Here is a 17,984-nt window from a genome sequence, read left to right on the forward strand (position 1 = left end):
AAATTAGTTATGGATCATTTTGGCATAAAAGATGCTTTTGACATAGCGATAGTTGCCCTCCTTTTGTACTATCTATATAGAATAATGAAGGAAAGTGGCACTCTTAACATCTTTTTTGGTGTGCTCGCTTTTATTGTGGTCTGGGTGCTTACATCTCAGATTCTTGAATTGAAATTGCTTGGTTCGATTCTTGACCAGTTTATGGGAATCGGTCTTCTTGTCCTTGTCATATTGTTTCAAGACCAGATAAAACGCTTCCTTGTAGAGCTTGGCGACCATAAGCGATGGCGTTTTCTTAAAAATCTGTTTCGTCATGACAAGGGCGATTCCTCATCAGACCGACGCAAATACGTGTTGCCGATAGTCTATGCCTGTATGAACATGTCGAAAACAAAGACGGGCGCGCTGATTGTGATCAGGCAGGAAATCCCATTGGAGTCATATGAAAAAAGCGGAGACATAATTGATGCGGATATAAACTCACGTCTTATAGAGAATATATTTTTCAAGAACTCACCGCTACATGACGGGGCCATGATTATTGATCATGACCGCATAAGGAGTGCCGGTTGCATCCTGCCGGTGAGCCATGACCGCAATGTTCCGCGTGCACTTGGCTTGCGCCACCGGTCTGCGCTTGGCATATCGCAGGCGACAGATGCCTTTGCCATAGTCGTATCGGAGGAGACAGGTAATATTTCAGTGGCACACAGAGGTTCGCTTACTACGCGTCTGAGCTCCACCGAGCTTGAACATCGTCTCTCGTTGGCGATGGCTAACGATTGATAGCCCCCTATTGCACGGCGACGTTGGTGCGCGAGGCGCGATTTATTTGCGTCTGCCGTTTGTTGGTGTGGAGGAAATTTTGTAATTTTGTTTGCTCAAAAGCTTGTCGCCTGTCAATGGAACTATGATATTCAGACATTGGCGGCAATATGAATTGTGAAACTATTTCGAGAAAATCATTTTTAACCAGACTATGTCAGAAGACAAAGAACGCGAAGAGGCGTATAGCGCCAGCAATATTCAGGTGCTTGAGGGACTTGAAGCCGTAAGAAAACGTCCCGCCATGTATATTGGCGATATCAGTTTCAAAGGACTTCACCATCTTGTCTACGAGGTTGTCGACAACTCTATCGACGAAGCCCTCGCAGGCTATGCCACACACATTGAGGTGACGATCAATAAGGACAACTCTATTACTGTTGTCGACAATGGTCGTGGCATTCCGGTAGACATGCATGAGAAGGAGCATAAAAGCGCTCTGGAGGTCGTGTTGACCGTTCTGCACGCCGGTGGTAAGTTTGACAAAGGCTCTTATAAGGTTTCCGGTGGTCTTCATGGCGTGGGTGTGTCGTGTGTCAACGCGCTTTCGACCTATCTTCGTGCGGAAGTCCGTCGCGACGGTAAAATTTACATGCAGGAATACTCATGTGGCAAACCCACTTCGGAGTTAAAGGTCATAGGCGAAAGCGACACGACAGGAACTACAGTGACATTCCTGCCGGATGCCTCTATTTTCACCGTGACAGAGTATGACTACGATACCCTTGCAAACCGTCTGCGAGACCTTGCGTTCCTCAATGCCGGAATCACGCTGATTCTGACAGATATGCGAAAACTCGACGCAGAAGGCAATCCACGTACTGAGACGTTCTATTCGCGCGACGGTCTTCGCGAGTTTGTTTTATATCTTGATTCGAACAAGGAGTCGCTTATCAATGATGTTATCCATCTCAACACCGAGCGGCAAGGCATACCTGTCGAAGTTGCATTGACATATAATAATACATATAATGAAAATGTGTATTCTTTTGTCAACAACATTCATACGATTGAAGGTGGAACACATCTCACCGGTTTCCGTCGTGGCCTCACAACCACTCTGAAAAAATATGCCGAGGACAACAAATTGCTTGAAAAATGCAAGGTAGAAGTGTCAGGCGATGACTTCCGCGAAGGCCTTACCGCTGTAATCTCTGTCAAGGTGCTCGAACCGCAGTTTGAAGGCCAGACAAAGACTAAGCTCGGCAATAGCGAAGTTCAGGGTGCTGTATCTGCGGCTGTAAGCGAGGCTCTGAGATATTATCTTGAGGAACACCCCCGTCAGGCCCGTACGATAGTTGATAAAATCGTACTTGCTGCACAGGCCCGTCATGCCGCGATGAACGCCCGTCAGAAAATACAGCGCAAATCTCCGCTCGCCGGAGGCGGTCTCCCCGGAAAGCTTGCCGACTGCTCCTCTCGCCATGCTGAAGACTGCGAGTTGTTTCTTGTCGAGGGTGACTCGGCAGGCGGAACGGCAAAGCAGGGTCGTAACCGTACATTTCAGGCCATTCTCCCGCTTCGTGGTAAGATTCTTAACGTGGAGAAAGCGATGGATCACAAGATTCTTGACAATCAGGAAATCACAAGCCTCTATCGTGCGATGCGCGTGACGATTGGAACGGAGGAAGATCCTATGGCTATCAATCTTTCGCGTCTTGCATATCACAAGATTATCATCATGACCGATGCGGATGTCGACGGTAGCCATATCGCAACACTTCTCATGACTTTCTTCTTCCGCCGCATGCGTCCGATTATCGAGCAGGGCTATCTTTATCTTGCGACTCCGCCGCTTTACAAGTGCTCGATTCGAGGGAAAAAAGAAGAATATTGCTGGACAGATGCACAGGTACAACAGTTCATTGCCATCAATGGTGAGAAAACCAAAGTGCAGCGATACAAAGGTCTTGGTGAGATGAGCGCTGAAGAACTCCGCGACACCACTATGGATCCGGAGCAGCGTTTGCTTAAACAGGTGACCATTAGTGATGCTGTTGAAGCTGACCGTATATTCTCCATGCTGATGGGTGAAGATGTCGCTCCTCGTCGCGACTTCATAGAAGCAAATGCCAACTATGCGAATATCGACGCATAATCGTTCTCTGCACTTCACGGCTGTTTAAACGATTTAGGCAATCTAAACGTTTATTCATAAAATAAATATCAATTTCTACTCACCTCATATTTTATGGCTCAATCAAAGAATGCAGTTGCCGGTTCGCGAAACAATATTGCCCTCATGAAGAAGGTGAATGAATTTGTTGCGCAGCAAAAGAATAACACATATAATTATAAGCAAGTGGCACATGCCATAGGAGCTACAACCGCTACGCAGCAACGCAATATTGCGTTGCTGCTGGTGGAAATGGCTTTCAATGGCGAAATAATTGAAGTGTCACCCGGTAAATATAAATCTCCTCAGCGTGGTAATGAAGCTACCGGCATCTTTGTGCGCAGGAGCAATGGGAAGAATTCTGTCATTACAGATGCTGATGGCGAAACGATATTTGTCGCCGAGCGCAATTCGATGAGAGCCCTCAACGGAGACAAGGTGCGTGTCAGCATCGCTGCCCACCGTCGAGGCGCTGAACCGGAAGCCGAGGTCGTGGAGATTATTGAAAAGAAAGATCAGACTTTCATAGGCACATTGAAAGTTGACAAACATTTCGCATATCTGCTGACTGATTCAAAATATCTTGCTACTGATATTTTCATCCCTAAATCCAGACTCAAAGGTGGACGTACGGGGGATAAAGCTGTGGTAAAGATAGTCGAATGGAAAGAAGACTGCAAAAATCCGAGTGGAGAAGTGATTGACATTCTTGGCCGTACAGGTGAGAACAACACTGAAATCCATGCGATACTTGCAGAATTTGGACTTCCGTATAAATATCCTTCAGCTGTTGAGAAAGCCGCTGATAAAATTGATGCTGGAATAACAGAGGAGGTTATTGCCCAGCGTATTGATATGCGTGATGTCCTTACGTTTACAATCGATCCGGCAGATGCGAAGGATTTTGATGATGCCCTTTCATTCAGGGTACTGCCGAATGGCCACTACGAAATCGGTGTCCATATCGCAGATGTGACACACTATGTTCAGCCGGATACCATAATCGACCGTGAGGCACAGAAACGAGCAACATCAGTCTATCTGGTTGACCGTGTCGTACCGATGCTGCCGGAGCATCTCTGTAACGGTATCTGTTCATTGCGCCCGGATGAAGAGAAACTTGCTTTCTCTGTTATTTTCCATATGGATGATGACGCGAAAGTCATCAGTTCGAAGATTGCACGAACAGTTATTAAATCGAACCGTCGTTTTGCCTATGAAGAAGCCCAGCAAGTCATAGAAACTGGCCTTGGCGACTGTGTTGAAGCAATCCGGAAACTCAATGAGCTTGCGAAAATTATGCGCCGTCAACGCTATGAGAATGGCTCTGTAGAGTTTGACCGTGCAGAAGTAAAATTCCATATTGACGATGATGGAAAGGCTCTCGGTGTCTTCTTTAAAGTCGCAAAGGATGCCAATAAGCTGATTGAGGAATTCATGTTGCTTGCCAACCGCACGGTTGCGACTTTCGTCGGAAAACCAAAGGACAAGAAAAAGAAAAAGCCCAAGGCTTTTGTCTATCGAGTTCACGATGTCCCTGACCCGACGCGCCTTGCCGATCTTTCAGCTATCGCCAGGGCCTTTGGCTATAAGGTGAAAGCGTCAGGCACACCCCGGGAAATCAATCGGTCTATTAATAAGATGCTTTCCGAGGTCAAAGGACGTGGCGAAGAAAACTATCTGGCTACACTTGCCATCCGTTCAATGGCTAAGGCCGTCTACACCACAGACAATATCGGCCACTACGGTCTTGGATTTGATTATTATACGCATTTCACTTCACCCATACGCCGTTATCCAGACATGATGGTTCATCGTCTGCTCGAACGATATATGGCAGGAGGGCGCAGTGTCAATCTTCAGAAACTTGAGGATCAGTGCAAGCATTCCAGTGACATGGAGCAGACAGCCGCAATGGCAGAGCGTTCGTCAATCAAATACAAGCAGGTCGAATACATGCAGGAACATATCGGAGAGACATATTCCGGAATTATTTCTGGTGTCACGGAATGGGGACTGTATATCGAGCTTAATGATAACTTGTGTGAAGGCCTCGTCCCAATGCGTGATCTCGCCGATGACTATTATGACTTTGACGAGAAGAATCATTGCCTTGTCGGTCGTAGATACAATCATAGATATCGTCTTGGCGATAATGTCGACATCAAGGTTGCACGTGCGGATCTTGAAAAGAAACAGCTCGATTTTGTACTTCTCGATGACAAAGGTCAGACTTTGCGTAGAGAAGGAGAAGATGACCTTGGGAAAAAGATGACTGTGGCCGAAGCTCTGTCCAATAACCACGGAAAGAAGAAACGTCGTCGTAGATAATAAAGTAGAATATTTTAATATCAGATAAAAACTATTGCAGCGACCGATGTCAATCAGCATCGGCCGCTGCAAACACAAACGAAAATACAGTGACTAAATGAAAGAATTTGATGAATATCTGGCAATGGTAAATCAAGCGATTGCCAATTTGAGGCTTCCTGAACGTCCTGCTGGACTTTATGATCCTATACGCTATACTCTCGACTGCGGAGGGAAACGTCTGCGCCCGGTTTTGGCTCTTGCTGCGTGCCATGCGATGGGCAAGGAGCCGATGACGGCTGTGCATCAGGCGATCGCGATTGAAATGTTCCATAACTTCACGCTTCTTCATGACGATGTGATGGACAACGCCGACGTGCGCCGCGGACGTCCTACCGTCCACAAACGCTGGAATATGGAAACTGCCATTCTTTCAGGCGATGCAATGCTTACAACTTCTACAATGCTGCTTGCAATCAAAGCGGGTGAGCATCTTGCGTCAGCCCTCGACCTGTTCAACGGCACAGCAATGAATGTCTACGAAGGACAGCAATATGACATGGATTTTGAAAACCGTCTTGATGTAACGGTTGAAGAATACATGGAGATGATAAGATTAAAAACTTCTGTCCTGTTGGGTTGTGCATGCGGTATGGGTGCACTCATGGCCGACGCTGATTTCGACTCACAGCTACAGTTTTTCAACTATGGTGTCAATCTTGGTCTTGCATTCCAGCTTCAGGATGATTATCTTGACACTTACGGCAATCCAGAGACATTCGGCAAGGCAATCGGTGGCGATATTCTTAACGATAAGAAGACATGGTTGCTTATCATGGCTTTGAAGGAAGATGAAAAAGGCATCGTGAAATCTCTTATCGGTAAGAATGACAACCCGGAAGAGAAAATAGAGAAAATCCGTGGCGTATATGATTCTCTTGGGCTTCCCGACAGAATACACGAACTTATCCGTGCTTATATTGACTCGGCAATAGCATGCCTTGACCAGATTAATATGCAGCCGGAGGCACGCTCGTTCTTTATTGATCTTGCGCTGAAATCAGCGACGCGTAACAAGTAATCTGTATTACATGCTGATTGATACACATACACATCTCTATCTTGACGAATTTGCTTTGGAAAAGACAGAGGTAGTCACACGCGCCATTCAGGCAGGCGTGACAAAGATGATCTTTCCAAATGTCGACCTTTCGACTATCAGTCAGATGAAAGAGCTTCATGCGATGTTCCCGAAGGCTTCATATATGGCAATGGGACTTCATCCGACAGAAATAGGGGAGAACTGGGAAAATGATCTCGGAATTGTACGCACTGAATTAGATTCCAATCTCGACGACTATATTGCTGTCGGTGAGATTGGAATTGACCTTTACTGGGATAAGACATTTAAAGATGAGCAGATGAAAGCATTTTCGATGCAGGTTGACTGGGCTATCGAAAGAAATCTGCCGGTAATAATCCATTGTCGTGACGGTCTGAGAGAGACACTTGAGGTATTATCCTCAAAAAATTTAAAACCAAAGGCCGTTTTCCATAGTTTTGGCGGCTCTGTAGAGGATGTAAATGCCATCCGAGAGATAGGGGACTTCTACTTCGGAATCAACGGAATAGTCACGTTCAAGAATTCCGGGCTTCACGAAGTGTTGCCCGAAATCGGGATTGAACGTATTGTGCTTGAGACCGATGCTCCTTATCTTGCGCCAGTCCCATACAGAGGCAAACGAAATGAGAGTGCATACATCGTGAAGACAGCTGAACGTGTCGCAGAAATTCTTTCTCTGAGCGTAGAGGATGTTTCTCGTGTGACAAGTGATAATACCCAGCGGTTGTTTGACCGCATTGGGTGTTAGATTGATTGAATTCACCATGTAAAAATTTCAAAAATGGAGGTTTTAATACTTATATTGTGTCATTTCATAGCCTTTTGAATATAACTTGTCGTCTGTTTTTTGTAATTTTGTGACTTCGGATATACGGAATAAACTCTGATAAATTGCAAATGAACTTTAAATTATCACTAAAATCCATCCTTTTTATACTTTCCGCTATTTTCCCGTTTGCTCTTGTCGCAAATGACAATTGGGCGCAAGTGCGTATACCTGTAGCTTGTATCCGTGATGGTAAAGGACACTCAACAGAGATGACTTCTCAAGCTATTATGGGAACGCCTCTGCGTGTACTTGAGACAGATGGTGAATGGCTTCTGATTGAAACACCAGAGGGCTATAACGGATATATGAATATCTCAAGCGTAGCTGTCAAATCGGATTCCGCGATGGAACACTGGCGTAGCGCGTCACGTTTGGTTTCTGTGTCTCGGCCAGAAGTGAAAATATACGTGTCTCCAGACGAACGCAAACCTTCCGATGTAATCAGCGAACTTGTACTGACATCAATAGTCGAAGGCCGATTGATCAATGACAGTACTGTAATTGTGACACTTCCGGATGGCCGAAGCGGATATGCAGATTCTAAGGCTTTCATCAAAGCTGAAGATTGGGCGTCACGTCCGTTCAATATGGATAGGGCAATGGAAACTGCATATTGGCTGTCAGGGACTCCATATCTCTGGGGAGCATGCTCGACAAAAAGCGTGGATTGTTCCGGGCTTGTTCGTGTTGTTTACTTTGATTGTGGAATCCTGACATTGCGTGATGCGCGTCAGCAAATCGGAATTGGAAAAAGAATTGAACCTGAAAATCTCACCGCATTGAAGCGAGGAGATCTACTTTTCTTCTCTAATACACCTGACGGACGCATTTCACATGTTGCGCTTTATGATGCTGACGGGCGCTATATACATTCGTCAGGACTCGTAAAGATCAATCGTATGAGCGATGATGATCCTGATTTCTCAAAAAGATATTATCGTGGCGCATCGCGTATCGTCGGAATGGAGGACACACCCGGGATAGTCAGGATGATAAACCATCCGTGGTATTTCAACATCAAATAGCTTACTATAGACTTAATTTATTGCATGATTACATTTCTTGTCTGTTTGGCACTGCTTGTCACTGCATATTTTGTATATGGTCGATATCTTGAAAAGCTCGCAGATGTCGACACTGAACGTAAGACCCCTGTCGAACGTCTGGAAGACGGCGTTGATTATATTCGTCTTCCGCGTTGGCGCGTTTTTCTCATACAGTTACTTAATATTGCTGGTACAGGCCCGATATTCGGGGCTATCCTCGGGGCTTGTTTCGGCCCGGTGGCTTTCCTTTGGATAACTCTCGGCGGAATTTTCTTCGGAGCTATGCACGATTTCCTTTCCGGCATGATGATTATGCGCCATGACGGACGAAGTTTACCAGAGATAATCGGAATATATCTCGGTGTTTCAACGCGGGCCGTGGTCAGGGTCTTTTCAATAATCCTCATGGTGCTTGTCGGTGCTGTGTTCATTCTCAGCCCGGCAGCGCTGCTGTCAAGCATGGTGCCTGCAGTCGGGAAGAATATATGGGTATGGATTATTCTTGTTTACTATATTCTTGCCACTATGCTACCGGTGGATAAGGTAATTGGTAAAGTCTATCCGATATTCGGTATCGCACTTGTCGCAATGGCTGTCGGCCTTTTTGGAGTACTGATGACTGGTGAGTACCGGATTCCGGAACTGACGACACTTCATAATTTCCAGCTTGACCCTAAAGCACTGCCGATAATACCGACTCTGTTTATTACTATAGCGTGCGGAGCTATCTCTGGGTTTCATGCAACTCAGTCGCCGCTGATGGCCCGTTGCATAACGAATGAAAAGAAATGCAGATCCGTATTTTATGGTTCAATGATTGCCGAAAGCATCATAGCCCTGATATGGGCGGCCATTGCGATGGCATTTTTTAATGGTCCGGATTTACTTGGAGAGCAGCTCGCTCAACACGGGGGCAATGCAGCGTGGGCTGTCGATGTGATTTCAAACACGACGCTCGGCAAAGCTGGCGCGATTCTTGCTCTTCTTGGAGTTGTGGTCGCGCCGATAACGTCAGGCGATACTGCATTTCGTGGCGCACGACTTATTGTCGCCGATATGTTTAACATTGACCAGCGTCCGATATTGAAGCGTTTTGCGGTCTGCATACCGCTTTTTATTGCCGGTTATTTAATCACGTTGATTAACTTTGACATTGTATGGCGCTATTTTGCATGGGCCAATCAGTCGCTTGCGGCCGTGGTTCTGTGGACTATCTATGTCTGGCTTGCCCGAAGAAAACGTAATTATTGGGTAGCGTTGATTCCGGCGGTGTCAATGACATTCGTTGTGACATGTTTTGTCTTTGTCTCTCCTCAGTTCTTTGGAATAGAGAATCGTATAATAGCCTTTGCTCTCTCGGCATTGACAACACTCGGCTTGTGGCTATTAGCCAATATCCGCGTCAATCAGAAAGTTATTATACCGGAAGAGAGTTCTGCAATTTAATTTTTTTGTAAAACGGAAAACATTTGAAATATTAGACTATGATTATTTTGAATACAAGTTTCCATGTGCATGTGAGTTTGGATGAGCACTTTAAGACTTGGGTACGGAATGTCTATATCCCCGAGGCGCTTGCGTCAGGTAAACTTGCTTCTCCTCGTTTTGCAGCGTTGCTAATTGAGGTTCAGGAGGATTGTGTCAGCTATGCTGTCAGCTTTGAGGCTGCAACAGCAGAGGATGCTGTGGAGTGGCATGACAATATCGGAGCTCGTCTTCGTGCCATACTTCATCAGCGATTTGGCGAAGGAGTAGTGTTCTTCACTACATACATGGAAAATTTATCATTGAAATGACAACCCACGATAAGATTATAATTGGAATCGATCCCGGCACTAATGTGATGGGCTATGGCATACTTGGCATTCATGGTAAGAAACCGGAGCTGATAGCGCTCGGTGTAGTGAAACTGAATAAATTCGACAGCCACTATTTGCGCTTGCTCAGGATTCATGAACGTGTGTTAGGACTTGTTGAGCAATTTCTTCCTGACGAGATGGCGATTGAAGCTCCGTTTTTCGGAAAAAATGTGCAGTCAATGCTGAAGTTAGGTCGAGCGCAGGGAGTAGCAATGGCAGCAGCACTCTCTCGCGACATACCGATAACGGAATACGAGCCAAGAAAGATAAAAATGGCCATAACCGGCAATGGCGCGGCAAGCAAGGAGCAAGTGCGCGAAATGTTAAGACGGATATTGGATATCGCTCCTGAAAAACTTGACATCGAACTTGATGCGACCGATGCTTTAGCCGCAGCTCTGTGTCACCATTATGAATCATCAAGACCGGTCTCTTTGGCTGGTCCTAAATCATGGAAAGATTTTATCGCTAAAAATCCGGATAGAGTGAAATAGTGGAGTCAAAGGCATCGATCAAATGTCTTTCCTTTGCTTTTTCCTTTTGATATTGCGGATAAAAAATTTGACATGGCGTAGGACAGTAGGGAGGACTCCGAAATAATGGCACATGATTTTGAAGCGTTCCCAAAGGGAGGCTTTATGGTTTGCAGTGGTGACACCTTCGGAGAGATAATCTATAAGAATACGGTCTATGTAGCAATTGCGGTGGGAGCGTTGCAGACAGCGGATACACCATTCAAAGTCGGCTGAATATCTATAGCGTGTGTCATAATTGTCCACGAGTTTCCTTAACACGATGAATGCCTGATGACAGACAACCATACCGTCTTTGAAGCTGTCGAGTGTCAATATGGACGGCGCTTTCAAATGCCGGTCTCCGAGCCGACGGCGTGAGGCATCGACAATCTGAGTCTGGCCATAGACTATACCCGGATAATCATTGTCCATGACCGTGTCAGCTATCAACTGCAATGTGTTTGGATTATGAAAGGCATCACCAGCATTTAGGAATATAACATAATCGCCCTTTGCCAGACCAAGACCTTTGTTCATTGCATCATAGAGACCTCTGTCACGTTCGGAAACTATTGTCATGTTATTGATGTCCGCATTTTTTGCTAAGCTGACAGTATTGTCGGTCGATGCCCCGTCGATGACAATATATTCGTAAAGTTTACATGTTTGCTCTTCCACGCTCCGCAATGTTGCCGGGATGGTGGAAGCAGCATTGTAAGTAATAGTGATGATTGAAAATAATGGATTCATATAGCTTTGTGGACGAATAGGATTATTTCAATAACGTGACGGGTGAGTCTTTTATAGGGTTAATCAAAACCTCCTGCCGAAAAATCCGGCAAGAGTTTTGTTATTGGGGAAAGCGTGCAAAAGCACGGCTTAAGGTCTACTTATCTTGTAGGAGAGAGATTATGAGTTCTTTGCTATCCTCGCTCTCGATGAAATTTATTTTTCCTTCACGTGCGAGCCAGCCAAGAGCTGCGAACAGTTCCTTTTCAGTCTTTAGTTTAGCAATCTTTTTCAACTGCTTTGTGTCAAGTGCTTCCGCTTCGTTAAGGGCGCCCCATACGCATCCTGCGTTGTTGCCGATAGTGTCAGTGTTCATTGTCTTTAATTTTTAGTAAATTGATTAGAATCAGTCAGGGTTATTATGCGATTTGTAGATTGACAATAGATTAACTAAAACGTTGCGTTACAAATTTACAATTATTTTTATAAATTTATTACTATTTTGCTAACAAATTTAATCACATAAAAGTTCACAAGGCATCAACGCTTTATGCGTCAATGCCTTGTGTGATTCTGAATACTCTTGCTTTAACGATAGAGCAGGTAGGAGGTCAGGGGTTCGAGTTGTCCGCTTAGTTTGCCACTGTTGACTTTAAAGGAACTGCCGTAGACTGCATCCGTATAGTCTCCATCAGGTAAGGTCGTATCAACTCCGCTGATATTCCGGGGCTCTGACGAAAGATTTATTATCGCAGCTCCGGCATTACCACGGCTGACAACTATTACAGCTCCGTTGTCAGCTGTTGCAATTGTTTCCGGCTGCCCGGACATAGAACGGCGGAATTTGTTGACCGCCACGACTTCCGGATGTTTGAATTCATCGTTTCCGCGAGCTCCGACACGGTTGTTGCCCCAATAGTTTTCACGTGTGCTTCCGGCCGGGCGGCTGAAAAAGAGGGGAGTGCCATTTTGACGTGCGGTCAGGAATACCCATCCCATGCGTATCTGTTCGTCCGTGAGCCCCGCAGATTCATGCTCATTGGCATACGTATCGTGTGATTCTACCCATGTGACAAGATGCTTGCCGTCAACAGGATGATGCCAGTTAAGAAGTGAATCGGCATTGAAATCAGCTTTGTCGAGAACCGTACGTAGTGCATGGCCATAGGCGCTTGCCGTCAGATCCATATATTCTGCATACTCGGACTCCTTGACATTCTTGTCTTGAAGAACCTCGCCATAGATGAACAACGAGTCGGCAGGCACTGCCAGCCTGAGCCCTTTGACTTCTTCACGACCTGTCGCCACGTCCCAGAAATTATTTCTGGCAGCGAGGCTATCGAGCGGATCGGACGGAAGGCCGATATGTTTGGCCGTGTCGTAACGAAACCCTTTTACTCCAAGACTAAGCAGGTCATTGACATAGGTCATGTAGTAGTGCTGGAAGTCCGGGTTTTCAGTATTTACATCAGGAAGGCCGCCCATTTCCCCTGTGGTGCACTGATAACGGTCGTTATAATCTTTTATAGGAGTGAAACCGTTGGCGTGATAAAGTTTGTCGTGACCGCCGACTGCTTCATCAAGAGCCGGAAGAACCGCGGTATGGTCTATGGCTGTATGATTGGGCAATACATCGACAATGACTTTTACATTATATTTATTTGCACTGTCCATCATGGCTTTAAACTGATTGCGGTCGCCAAGAAGATAGTTGCCTATTTTCCAGTCTGTCGGCTGATAATAGTAATACCACTTGCCTGTGACTGAATCTCCGGGCTGAGAGAATAATGCAAGACCGCCGTTTTCTCCGATATAACATGTGTTGGCAGGGGATGTCTGTACATACGCATAACCTGCTTCGGCAATATCTTTCATATTGGCTGCAATAGTGTCAAACGACCAAGACCATGCGTGAAGTATGACATCGTCGTTTGTCGTGGCAGTCGCTTTAGTGTCATTTCCATTGCCACAAGAAGCAAATATGCCTACCCCGGCAACGGCAAGATAGAAAAAGTGTTTCATTTTAGATAAATAATAGTGTGTAGTATGATATATAATTCTGATAGTAGATGGTAAGTCATATTATGATGAATACGCGCCGGACTTTTTATTTCAGCTCTCAGGCATAGAGCAGGAGAGCTGTCAGATAGAGCAGGGTTGCCGGAATAACAAGCAGCAGCGAGTCGATTCGGTCAAGAATTCCACCGTGGCCAGGCAGGAGTGTTCCGGAATCTTTGACGCCAAGAGTCCGTTTTATAAGCGATTCAATGAGGTCTCCCCACGTAGCAAAAGCCGCTACTACCGCACCAAGACCTATAAGTCCGCAGAGCGATATGTTTGTAAAATATAGGGGGAAGCAATATTTGAATACGAAAACAGAAGCAATCACAAATGCGACACCACCAAAAAAGCCTTCCCATGATTTCTTAGGGGATATTCTTGGATATAATTTATGCTTTCCAAGCAGAGACCCTACGCAGAATGCCCCAGTGTCGTTAAGCCATATCATTATGAAAACGGCAAGCAGCAGGTGCATCCCATTTGGAAGCGTATAATACATTGACATAAGTCCGATTGGAAGAGCAACATACATCTGCCCCATGTATGAATACGCGAGATTGGTAAGAGGGGAAGATTCTTGATTATACAGCTGCATGACAAGTCGGACTATCATATATAGCAGATATATAGTAAAAAAAGTCCCGCCCATGACAGCTGTGGTGAAGGGCGTCAGCACACCGGTATTGACACATCCGAGTCCGACACATAATATGAGACCGCCGGCCACATCTATGATTAGCGTTGTGACATTCTCTCCGCCGGTTGATGCATTGGTGAGGTTATAAAATTCTTCAAGAGCAAGTATTGCTATCAGGCCGAAAAATACAATGAACAGCCATCCTCCGGAAAGAACGCTCGCGCAAATTAAACCAACGTAAATTATTCCGGTAATGCTTCGTAATATGAGGTTTTTCATCTTTTACAAGTAAATTTTTGCAAAAATAGCGAAAATTTATTTATCATCCATTGTTTTGTGGAATTATTTCCCGGACATGTTTTATAATTGGCTTGATATTGCCACGGACAACTGTTACTTTGTCTGAGATTTTACTCCGCACCGTAGAGACTATCTGTGACACGGATGCTTTATGCCAGTTGCATGACAGCTATGCGATAGCCGCTGATACTGTTTGCTTTGATGATTTTCTTTATGGCCTTACGCTCAAATTCTGTCCCTAAATATTCCCATAGCGGTTTTATTTTTGACAGAATTTGAGCGTCTCCCCCTGTCAGAGTCTTGCTGTAATGTTCGAAGATTGCTTCGTGAAGATCCAATAAATGGGAGACTCGTTCCGCATGTGTCCATTCTCGTTGCTGATACCATTCGGCAATAACCGATGGTCGCTTCAATAACCCTCTGCCAAGCATTATGCCATTAAGTTCGGAATGGCTTTCACGAATAGCGTCAATCTGTGAAGGAGATTCAATGTCGCCATTGAAAATGACAGGATTTGTAGACTGTTCGAGAAGACGGTTGAATTCATCGGTATGTAATTCGCCGGCATATTGTTGGGATGCTGTACGCGGATGTATTGTCAGATGACTCAACGGCATATCATTGATTATACCTATTATATCGCGCCAGTCTGTAGGCTTTTCAACTCCGAGTCGCATTTTAATTGAAAATATCATATCGGTCATTGACTGTACATGGCGGCTTATTTCGGAAATGACATCAGACCTGACGAGCATTCCAGCTCCTCTGCCTTTGCGCACTTGTGGAACAAAAGGACAGCCCATATTCAAATCAACCCTCCTATGGCTTTGACTGCATTGACAAGTGCTATAAATTCATTGACATCTCTGAAAATTATCTGAGGAATCAGCCGATGGTTGGAATTCAGTTCAGATGTCACATCGCGTAGATCTCGGCTTCTTACTTCACCCCGTTCCCAACGAATGAAAGGGGTGAAGTAAGTCAGTCCATGTCCTTGAATTCCGTAAATCTCAGAATGGTAATGCCTGAATGGAGCTTCTGTAAATCCCTGAAGCGGTGCTCCCATTAACTGAAATTCTGAACTTAGAGTCATATTCGGTTTATTATTTTGTTGTATCACGACGGATAAGACGGATATGATAGATCCCTCCGGCGGTCTGATTTTTTTCTCCGGCAAATTTTACTGTAATGTATTCTTTGCCGTCTGTAAGATGGGACGGAATGGTGTATTCTTTCTCGACAAATTCATCGCGTCTCCATTTGCCTGATGGATTTTCTGACGCAATAATGTTGTCGTCAATTAAGATATTGAATTGCCTTTTACCTGTTTCGTTGCCCCAGAATCTAAGTCGCAGAATCAAATCCGAATATCCGTCCGTTTTCAGTTTATATGAAAAGAAACCACCGTTTGAGGCGTCGCGCCAAGGCTCGCCATTGAAATTTCCGGCTACCGATGATTTTGCCTCCATAAAATGATCGGCCTCTGGCTGCTGTTCGCCGGTATTTACGGCATCGACAGTTATGCGGTCAAGAGCCAGTCTGCGTTCTTCGTCTTTACGGGCATTTTCACGATAGGTATCATACCGTTTCTGTGTCATTGACAGCCAGTATATCATATAACGCGAATCATGAATACGGTAGAACGGTTCAAGTATGACATTGCCAAATTTTTCATCAAACAATCCGGGAACGGTATATGCCATCTCCATACCATCGACGGGTTTCATTGCATTTAGTTTTTTTATTATTTCGGAACGCTTACCTATAAGCAGTGGTGTATCGAACACCGATACAAGTTCACCTCCGGCTATATGTGCCCAACGGTGATCGTCGGCAACCAGACCATGCAACGGCTTACCGTTGTCAAATCTCGCGGCCATCACTATAGGCCCTCGCATGATGCTTATGTAGTCAGGAAGATATTTCAGTTCTTCAATAGATACTTTCATAGGCATTTCAAGTTCGACAACATCTCCGTCTTTCCATTCACGGTTTAGAGATATATAGGATGACGGTTGTGATTTTACGTTGATGTATTCGCCATTTATCTTAACTTTTACAGCATCACACCAAGCAGGGTGGCGGAGGAGCAAGCCAAAAGTCCGGGATGTAGTGCTGTTGACTGTAAACCTGACCAATCCATCTTTTGGAAATTCGGTTTCTTGAGTCAGTTTTATTCCTTTTTCTTTCCAGTCAAGAACAGATGGGATGAAGAGATTGACCCAAAGCGAATCGTCAGAATGTGTGTATATGAATTGCCCATACTTGCCATGATTTTCCATTCCTGTACCGACACAACACCACATTGCACAGTTTGGCTTCGAATATACGCGATAATGGCCGGGGCGTGCTGATGTGAAATAAACATAGCCGCCGTGGACCGGATGTTGGGTTGAAAGGATGTGGTTATATAAAGCCCGCTCATAAAAATCGGCATATCTGGCTTCGGGCGACATACGGAAAAGGCCTTCTGTCAGTTTAAGCATATTGTTGGTATTGCATGACTCCGGGCCCTCGCGGTCATCGACATAGCTTTTGGCATCGGCCTTTGAGGCAAAATGTTCACGCCGGCTGTTGCCGCCTATTGAAAGTGAGCGGTTGTTGACAACTGTTTCCCAGAAAAAACGTGATGCTCTCTCGTAATCGGAATCAGAATCAAGTTCGGCAATCCTCTGGAATCCGACAACCTTTGGCACTTGGGTATTCGCATGCCTGTTGTCCAGATTATCGATACCGGCTACTATATCGTCAAAGAGCTGATGATGCGTGAAACGACGTGCAGTTTCAAGATATTTCTTGTCGCCTGTCATCGCGTAGGCATCGGCATAGACTTCGTTCATACCTCCGAATTCATTGTCAAGCATCGATTCCATCTGGTCATCAGACAGAGATGAAGTGATTCTGATGCCCCAGTCACACATCCCAAGAAACAGGTTGCGTCCTACTTGAGATCCTGCATATACCCAACTGTCGCGAAGTCCGGCATAAATTTTATGAATGTTGTACCAAGGAACCCAGTAATTCCAGATTTCACCGATATTGCCGTTGCGTATTTCCGCCCAGAGGGCGTCACCGCCGGGGATACCACCGATATATCCGTCGCCTCTTGCTACGGCACACATCGACAGTTGTGAAAGCATATAATCCATGCGGTCTTTAAGCGCACTGTTGCCGGTTGCCGCATAGTGGATTGCCAAAGCCGACAGATAATGGCCGCCGATATGACCGTCAAGGCCATCCCAGTTGACAAAACTTTCTCCTTTTGGCGCAAGTCCGGCAGCCTTCAGGTATGGAGCGAGCAGACGGTCGGTGTCATAGCTTAGCAATATATCGGTATTTAGCTCCATTGCATGACGGAACGGGCTGTCAAGCAGCCTGACATCAGACAGTGGAAATTCATTCTCATATAATCTCGACTGGGAGAATGCGGATGAGACACATGATGCTGCCAGAAGAATGAAAGATAAAATTCTCATTGGATAAATGATTGGTTATTTTTGAAATGCTTATTTTTGCCTGTGATAGGGTAACATCAGCAAAATTACGCATATTTCACATTTCTGTAATCCCTTATTCAATCTTTTACATGTCTATTTGTTTCATTTGACCTGTCGAAACGAGCTAAATAAGTTCT

The 17,984-nt window shown here is 45.2% G+C and carries 16 protein-coding genes; 9 read left to right on the top strand and 7 right to left on the bottom strand.

Features of this window, described 5'->3' with window-relative positions; all coding sequences use genetic code 11:
- Positions 1-9 precede the first annotated feature (9 nt).
- From cdaA to ruvC, 9 genes are all read left to right on the top strand, one after another.
- On the top strand, positions 10-786 hold the full coding sequence (gene cdaA, locus E7747_RS13205; protein ID WP_123614756.1) for a diadenylate cyclase CdaA: 777 nt from the start codon (positions 10-12) through the stop codon (positions 784-786).
- Between the two features lie 193 nt (positions 787-979).
- Positions 980-2,923 carry a DNA topoisomerase (ATP-hydrolyzing) subunit B gene (gene gyrB, locus E7747_RS13210; protein WP_123614757.1) on the top strand — a complete coding sequence of 648 codons (1,944 nt, stop codon included), beginning with the start codon at positions 980-982 and terminating at the stop codon, positions 2,921-2,923.
- Between the two features lie 93 nt (positions 2,924-3,016).
- Positions 3,017-5,272, top strand: coding sequence for a ribonuclease R (gene rnr, locus E7747_RS13215; protein ID WP_136416459.1), 2,256 nt, complete (start codon positions 3,017-3,019; stop codon positions 5,270-5,272).
- A gap of 97 nt (positions 5,273-5,369) precedes the next feature.
- Entirely contained in the window at positions 5,370-6,332 is a 963-nt protein-coding gene (locus E7747_RS13220) for a polyprenyl synthetase family protein (RefSeq protein WP_123614759.1), read from the top strand.
- Between the two features lie 10 nt (positions 6,333-6,342).
- A complete protein-coding gene (locus tag E7747_RS13225; protein WP_228449170.1) occupies positions 6,343-7,122 on the top strand; it encodes a TatD family hydrolase in 780 nt (259 codons plus the stop codon).
- Positions 7,123-7,271: 149 nt separating this feature from the next.
- Complete coding sequence (locus tag E7747_RS16795) at positions 7,272-8,228, top strand: C40 family peptidase (protein WP_136416461.1); 957 nt, start codon at positions 7,272-7,274, stop codon at positions 8,226-8,228.
- A 24-nt stretch (positions 8,229-8,252) separates the two neighbouring features.
- Positions 8,253-9,695, top strand: coding sequence for a carbon starvation CstA family protein (locus E7747_RS13235; protein WP_136416463.1), 1,443 nt, complete (start codon positions 8,253-8,255; stop codon positions 9,693-9,695).
- Positions 9,696-9,733: 38 nt separating this feature from the next.
- The gene (locus tag E7747_RS13240; RefSeq protein ID WP_136416465.1) at positions 9,734-10,045 is read left to right on the top strand and encodes a DUF4286 family protein; all 312 of its coding nucleotides are present in this window, start codon (positions 9,734-9,736) and stop codon (positions 10,043-10,045) included.
- Positions 10,042-10,602, top strand: a complete 561-nt coding sequence (gene ruvC / locus E7747_RS13245; RefSeq protein ID WP_136416466.1) for a crossover junction endodeoxyribonuclease RuvC — start codon at positions 10,042-10,044, stop codon at positions 10,600-10,602. Before E7747_RS13240 ends, ruvC begins: the two co-directional genes overlap by 4 nt.
- 18 nt (positions 10,603-10,620) lie before the next feature.
- Here the strand turns inward: ruvC and E7747_RS13250 are convergent, their stop codons facing one another.
- The 7 genes from E7747_RS13250 to E7747_RS13280 form a co-directional block, all read right to left on the bottom strand.
- Complete coding sequence (locus tag E7747_RS13250; RefSeq protein ID WP_123614764.1) at positions 10,621-11,373, bottom strand: glycosyltransferase family 2 protein; 753 nt, start codon at positions 11,371-11,373, stop codon at positions 10,621-10,623.
- Between the two features lie 136 nt (positions 11,374-11,509).
- Entirely contained in the window at positions 11,510-11,728 is a 219-nt protein-coding gene (locus E7747_RS13255; protein ID WP_136416468.1) for a winged helix-turn-helix domain-containing protein, read from the bottom strand.
- 212 nt (positions 11,729-11,940) lie between these two features.
- Complete coding sequence (locus E7747_RS13260; protein ID WP_136416470.1) at positions 11,941-13,374, bottom strand: alpha-amylase family glycosyl hydrolase; 1,434 nt, start codon at positions 13,372-13,374, stop codon at positions 11,941-11,943.
- A 97-nt stretch (positions 13,375-13,471) separates the two neighbouring features.
- A complete protein-coding gene (locus E7747_RS13265) occupies positions 13,472-14,329 on the bottom strand; it encodes a phosphatidate cytidylyltransferase (protein WP_136416472.1) in 858 nt (285 codons plus the stop codon).
- Positions 14,330-14,499: 170 nt separating this feature from the next.
- The gene (locus E7747_RS13270; protein WP_262710046.1) at positions 14,500-15,129 is read right to left on the bottom strand and encodes a tRNA-dihydrouridine synthase family protein; all 630 of its coding nucleotides are present in this window, start codon (positions 15,127-15,129) and stop codon (positions 14,500-14,502) included.
- 26 nt (positions 15,130-15,155) lie between these two features.
- Positions 15,156-15,443 carry a beta/alpha barrel domain-containing protein gene (locus tag E7747_RS13275; RefSeq protein ID WP_136416475.1) on the bottom strand — a complete coding sequence of 96 codons (288 nt, stop codon included), beginning with the start codon at positions 15,441-15,443 and terminating at the stop codon, positions 15,156-15,158.
- A gap of 10 nt (positions 15,444-15,453) precedes the next feature.
- On the bottom strand, positions 15,454-17,826 hold the full coding sequence (locus E7747_RS13280; RefSeq protein ID WP_136416477.1) for a glycoside hydrolase family 127 protein: 2,373 nt from the start codon (positions 17,824-17,826) through the stop codon (positions 15,454-15,456).
- Positions 17,827-17,984: the final 158 nt, after the last annotated feature.

Source organism: Duncaniella dubosii, assembly GCF_004803915.1.
Lineage (GTDB): Bacteria > Bacteroidota > Bacteroidia > Bacteroidales > Muribaculaceae > Duncaniella > Duncaniella dubosii.

Excerpts from the sequence above, each read along its gene's own strand:
- cdaA (WP_123614756.1), top strand. The coding sequence starts at position 10 with ATGGATCATTTTGGCATAAAAGATGCTTTTGACATAGCGATAGTTGCC.
- gyrB (WP_123614757.1), top strand. The coding sequence starts at position 980 with ATGTCAGAAGACAAAGAACGCGAAGAGGCGTATAGCGCCAGCAATATT.
- rnr (WP_136416459.1), top strand. The coding sequence starts at position 3,017 with ATGGCTCAATCAAAGAATGCAGTTGCCGGTTCGCGAAACAATATTGCC.
- E7747_RS13220 (WP_123614759.1), top strand. The coding sequence starts at position 5,370 with ATGAAAGAATTTGATGAATATCTGGCAATGGTAAATCAAGCGATTGCC.
- E7747_RS13225 (WP_228449170.1), top strand. The coding sequence starts at position 6,343 with ATGCTGATTGATACACATACACATCTCTATCTTGACGAATTTGCTTTG.
- E7747_RS16795 (WP_136416461.1), top strand. The coding sequence starts at position 7,272 with ATGAACTTTAAATTATCACTAAAATCCATCCTTTTTATACTTTCCGCT.
- E7747_RS13235 (WP_136416463.1), top strand. The coding sequence starts at position 8,253 with ATGATTACATTTCTTGTCTGTTTGGCACTGCTTGTCACTGCATATTTT.
- E7747_RS13240 (WP_136416465.1), top strand. The coding sequence starts at position 9,734 with ATGATTATTTTGAATACAAGTTTCCATGTGCATGTGAGTTTGGATGAG.
- ruvC (WP_136416466.1), top strand. The coding sequence starts at position 10,042 with ATGACAACCCACGATAAGATTATAATTGGAATCGATCCCGGCACTAAT.
- E7747_RS13250 (WP_123614764.1), bottom strand. The coding sequence starts at position 11,373 with ATGAATCCATTATTTTCAATCATCACTATTACTTACAATGCTGCTTCC.
- E7747_RS13255 (WP_136416468.1), bottom strand. The coding sequence starts at position 11,728 with ATGAACACTGACACTATCGGCAACAACGCAGGATGCGTATGGGGCGCC.
- E7747_RS13260 (WP_136416470.1), bottom strand. The coding sequence starts at position 13,374 with ATGAAACACTTTTTCTATCTTGCCGTTGCCGGGGTAGGCATATTTGCT.
- E7747_RS13265 (WP_136416472.1), bottom strand. The coding sequence starts at position 14,329 with ATGAAAAACCTCATATTACGAAGCATTACCGGAATAATTTACGTTGGT.
- E7747_RS13275 (WP_136416475.1), bottom strand. The coding sequence starts at position 15,443 with ATGACTCTAAGTTCAGAATTTCAGTTAATGGGAGCACCGCTTCAGGGA.
- E7747_RS13280 (WP_136416477.1), bottom strand. The coding sequence starts at position 17,826 with ATGAGAATTTTATCTTTCATTCTTCTGGCAGCATCATGTGTCTCATCC.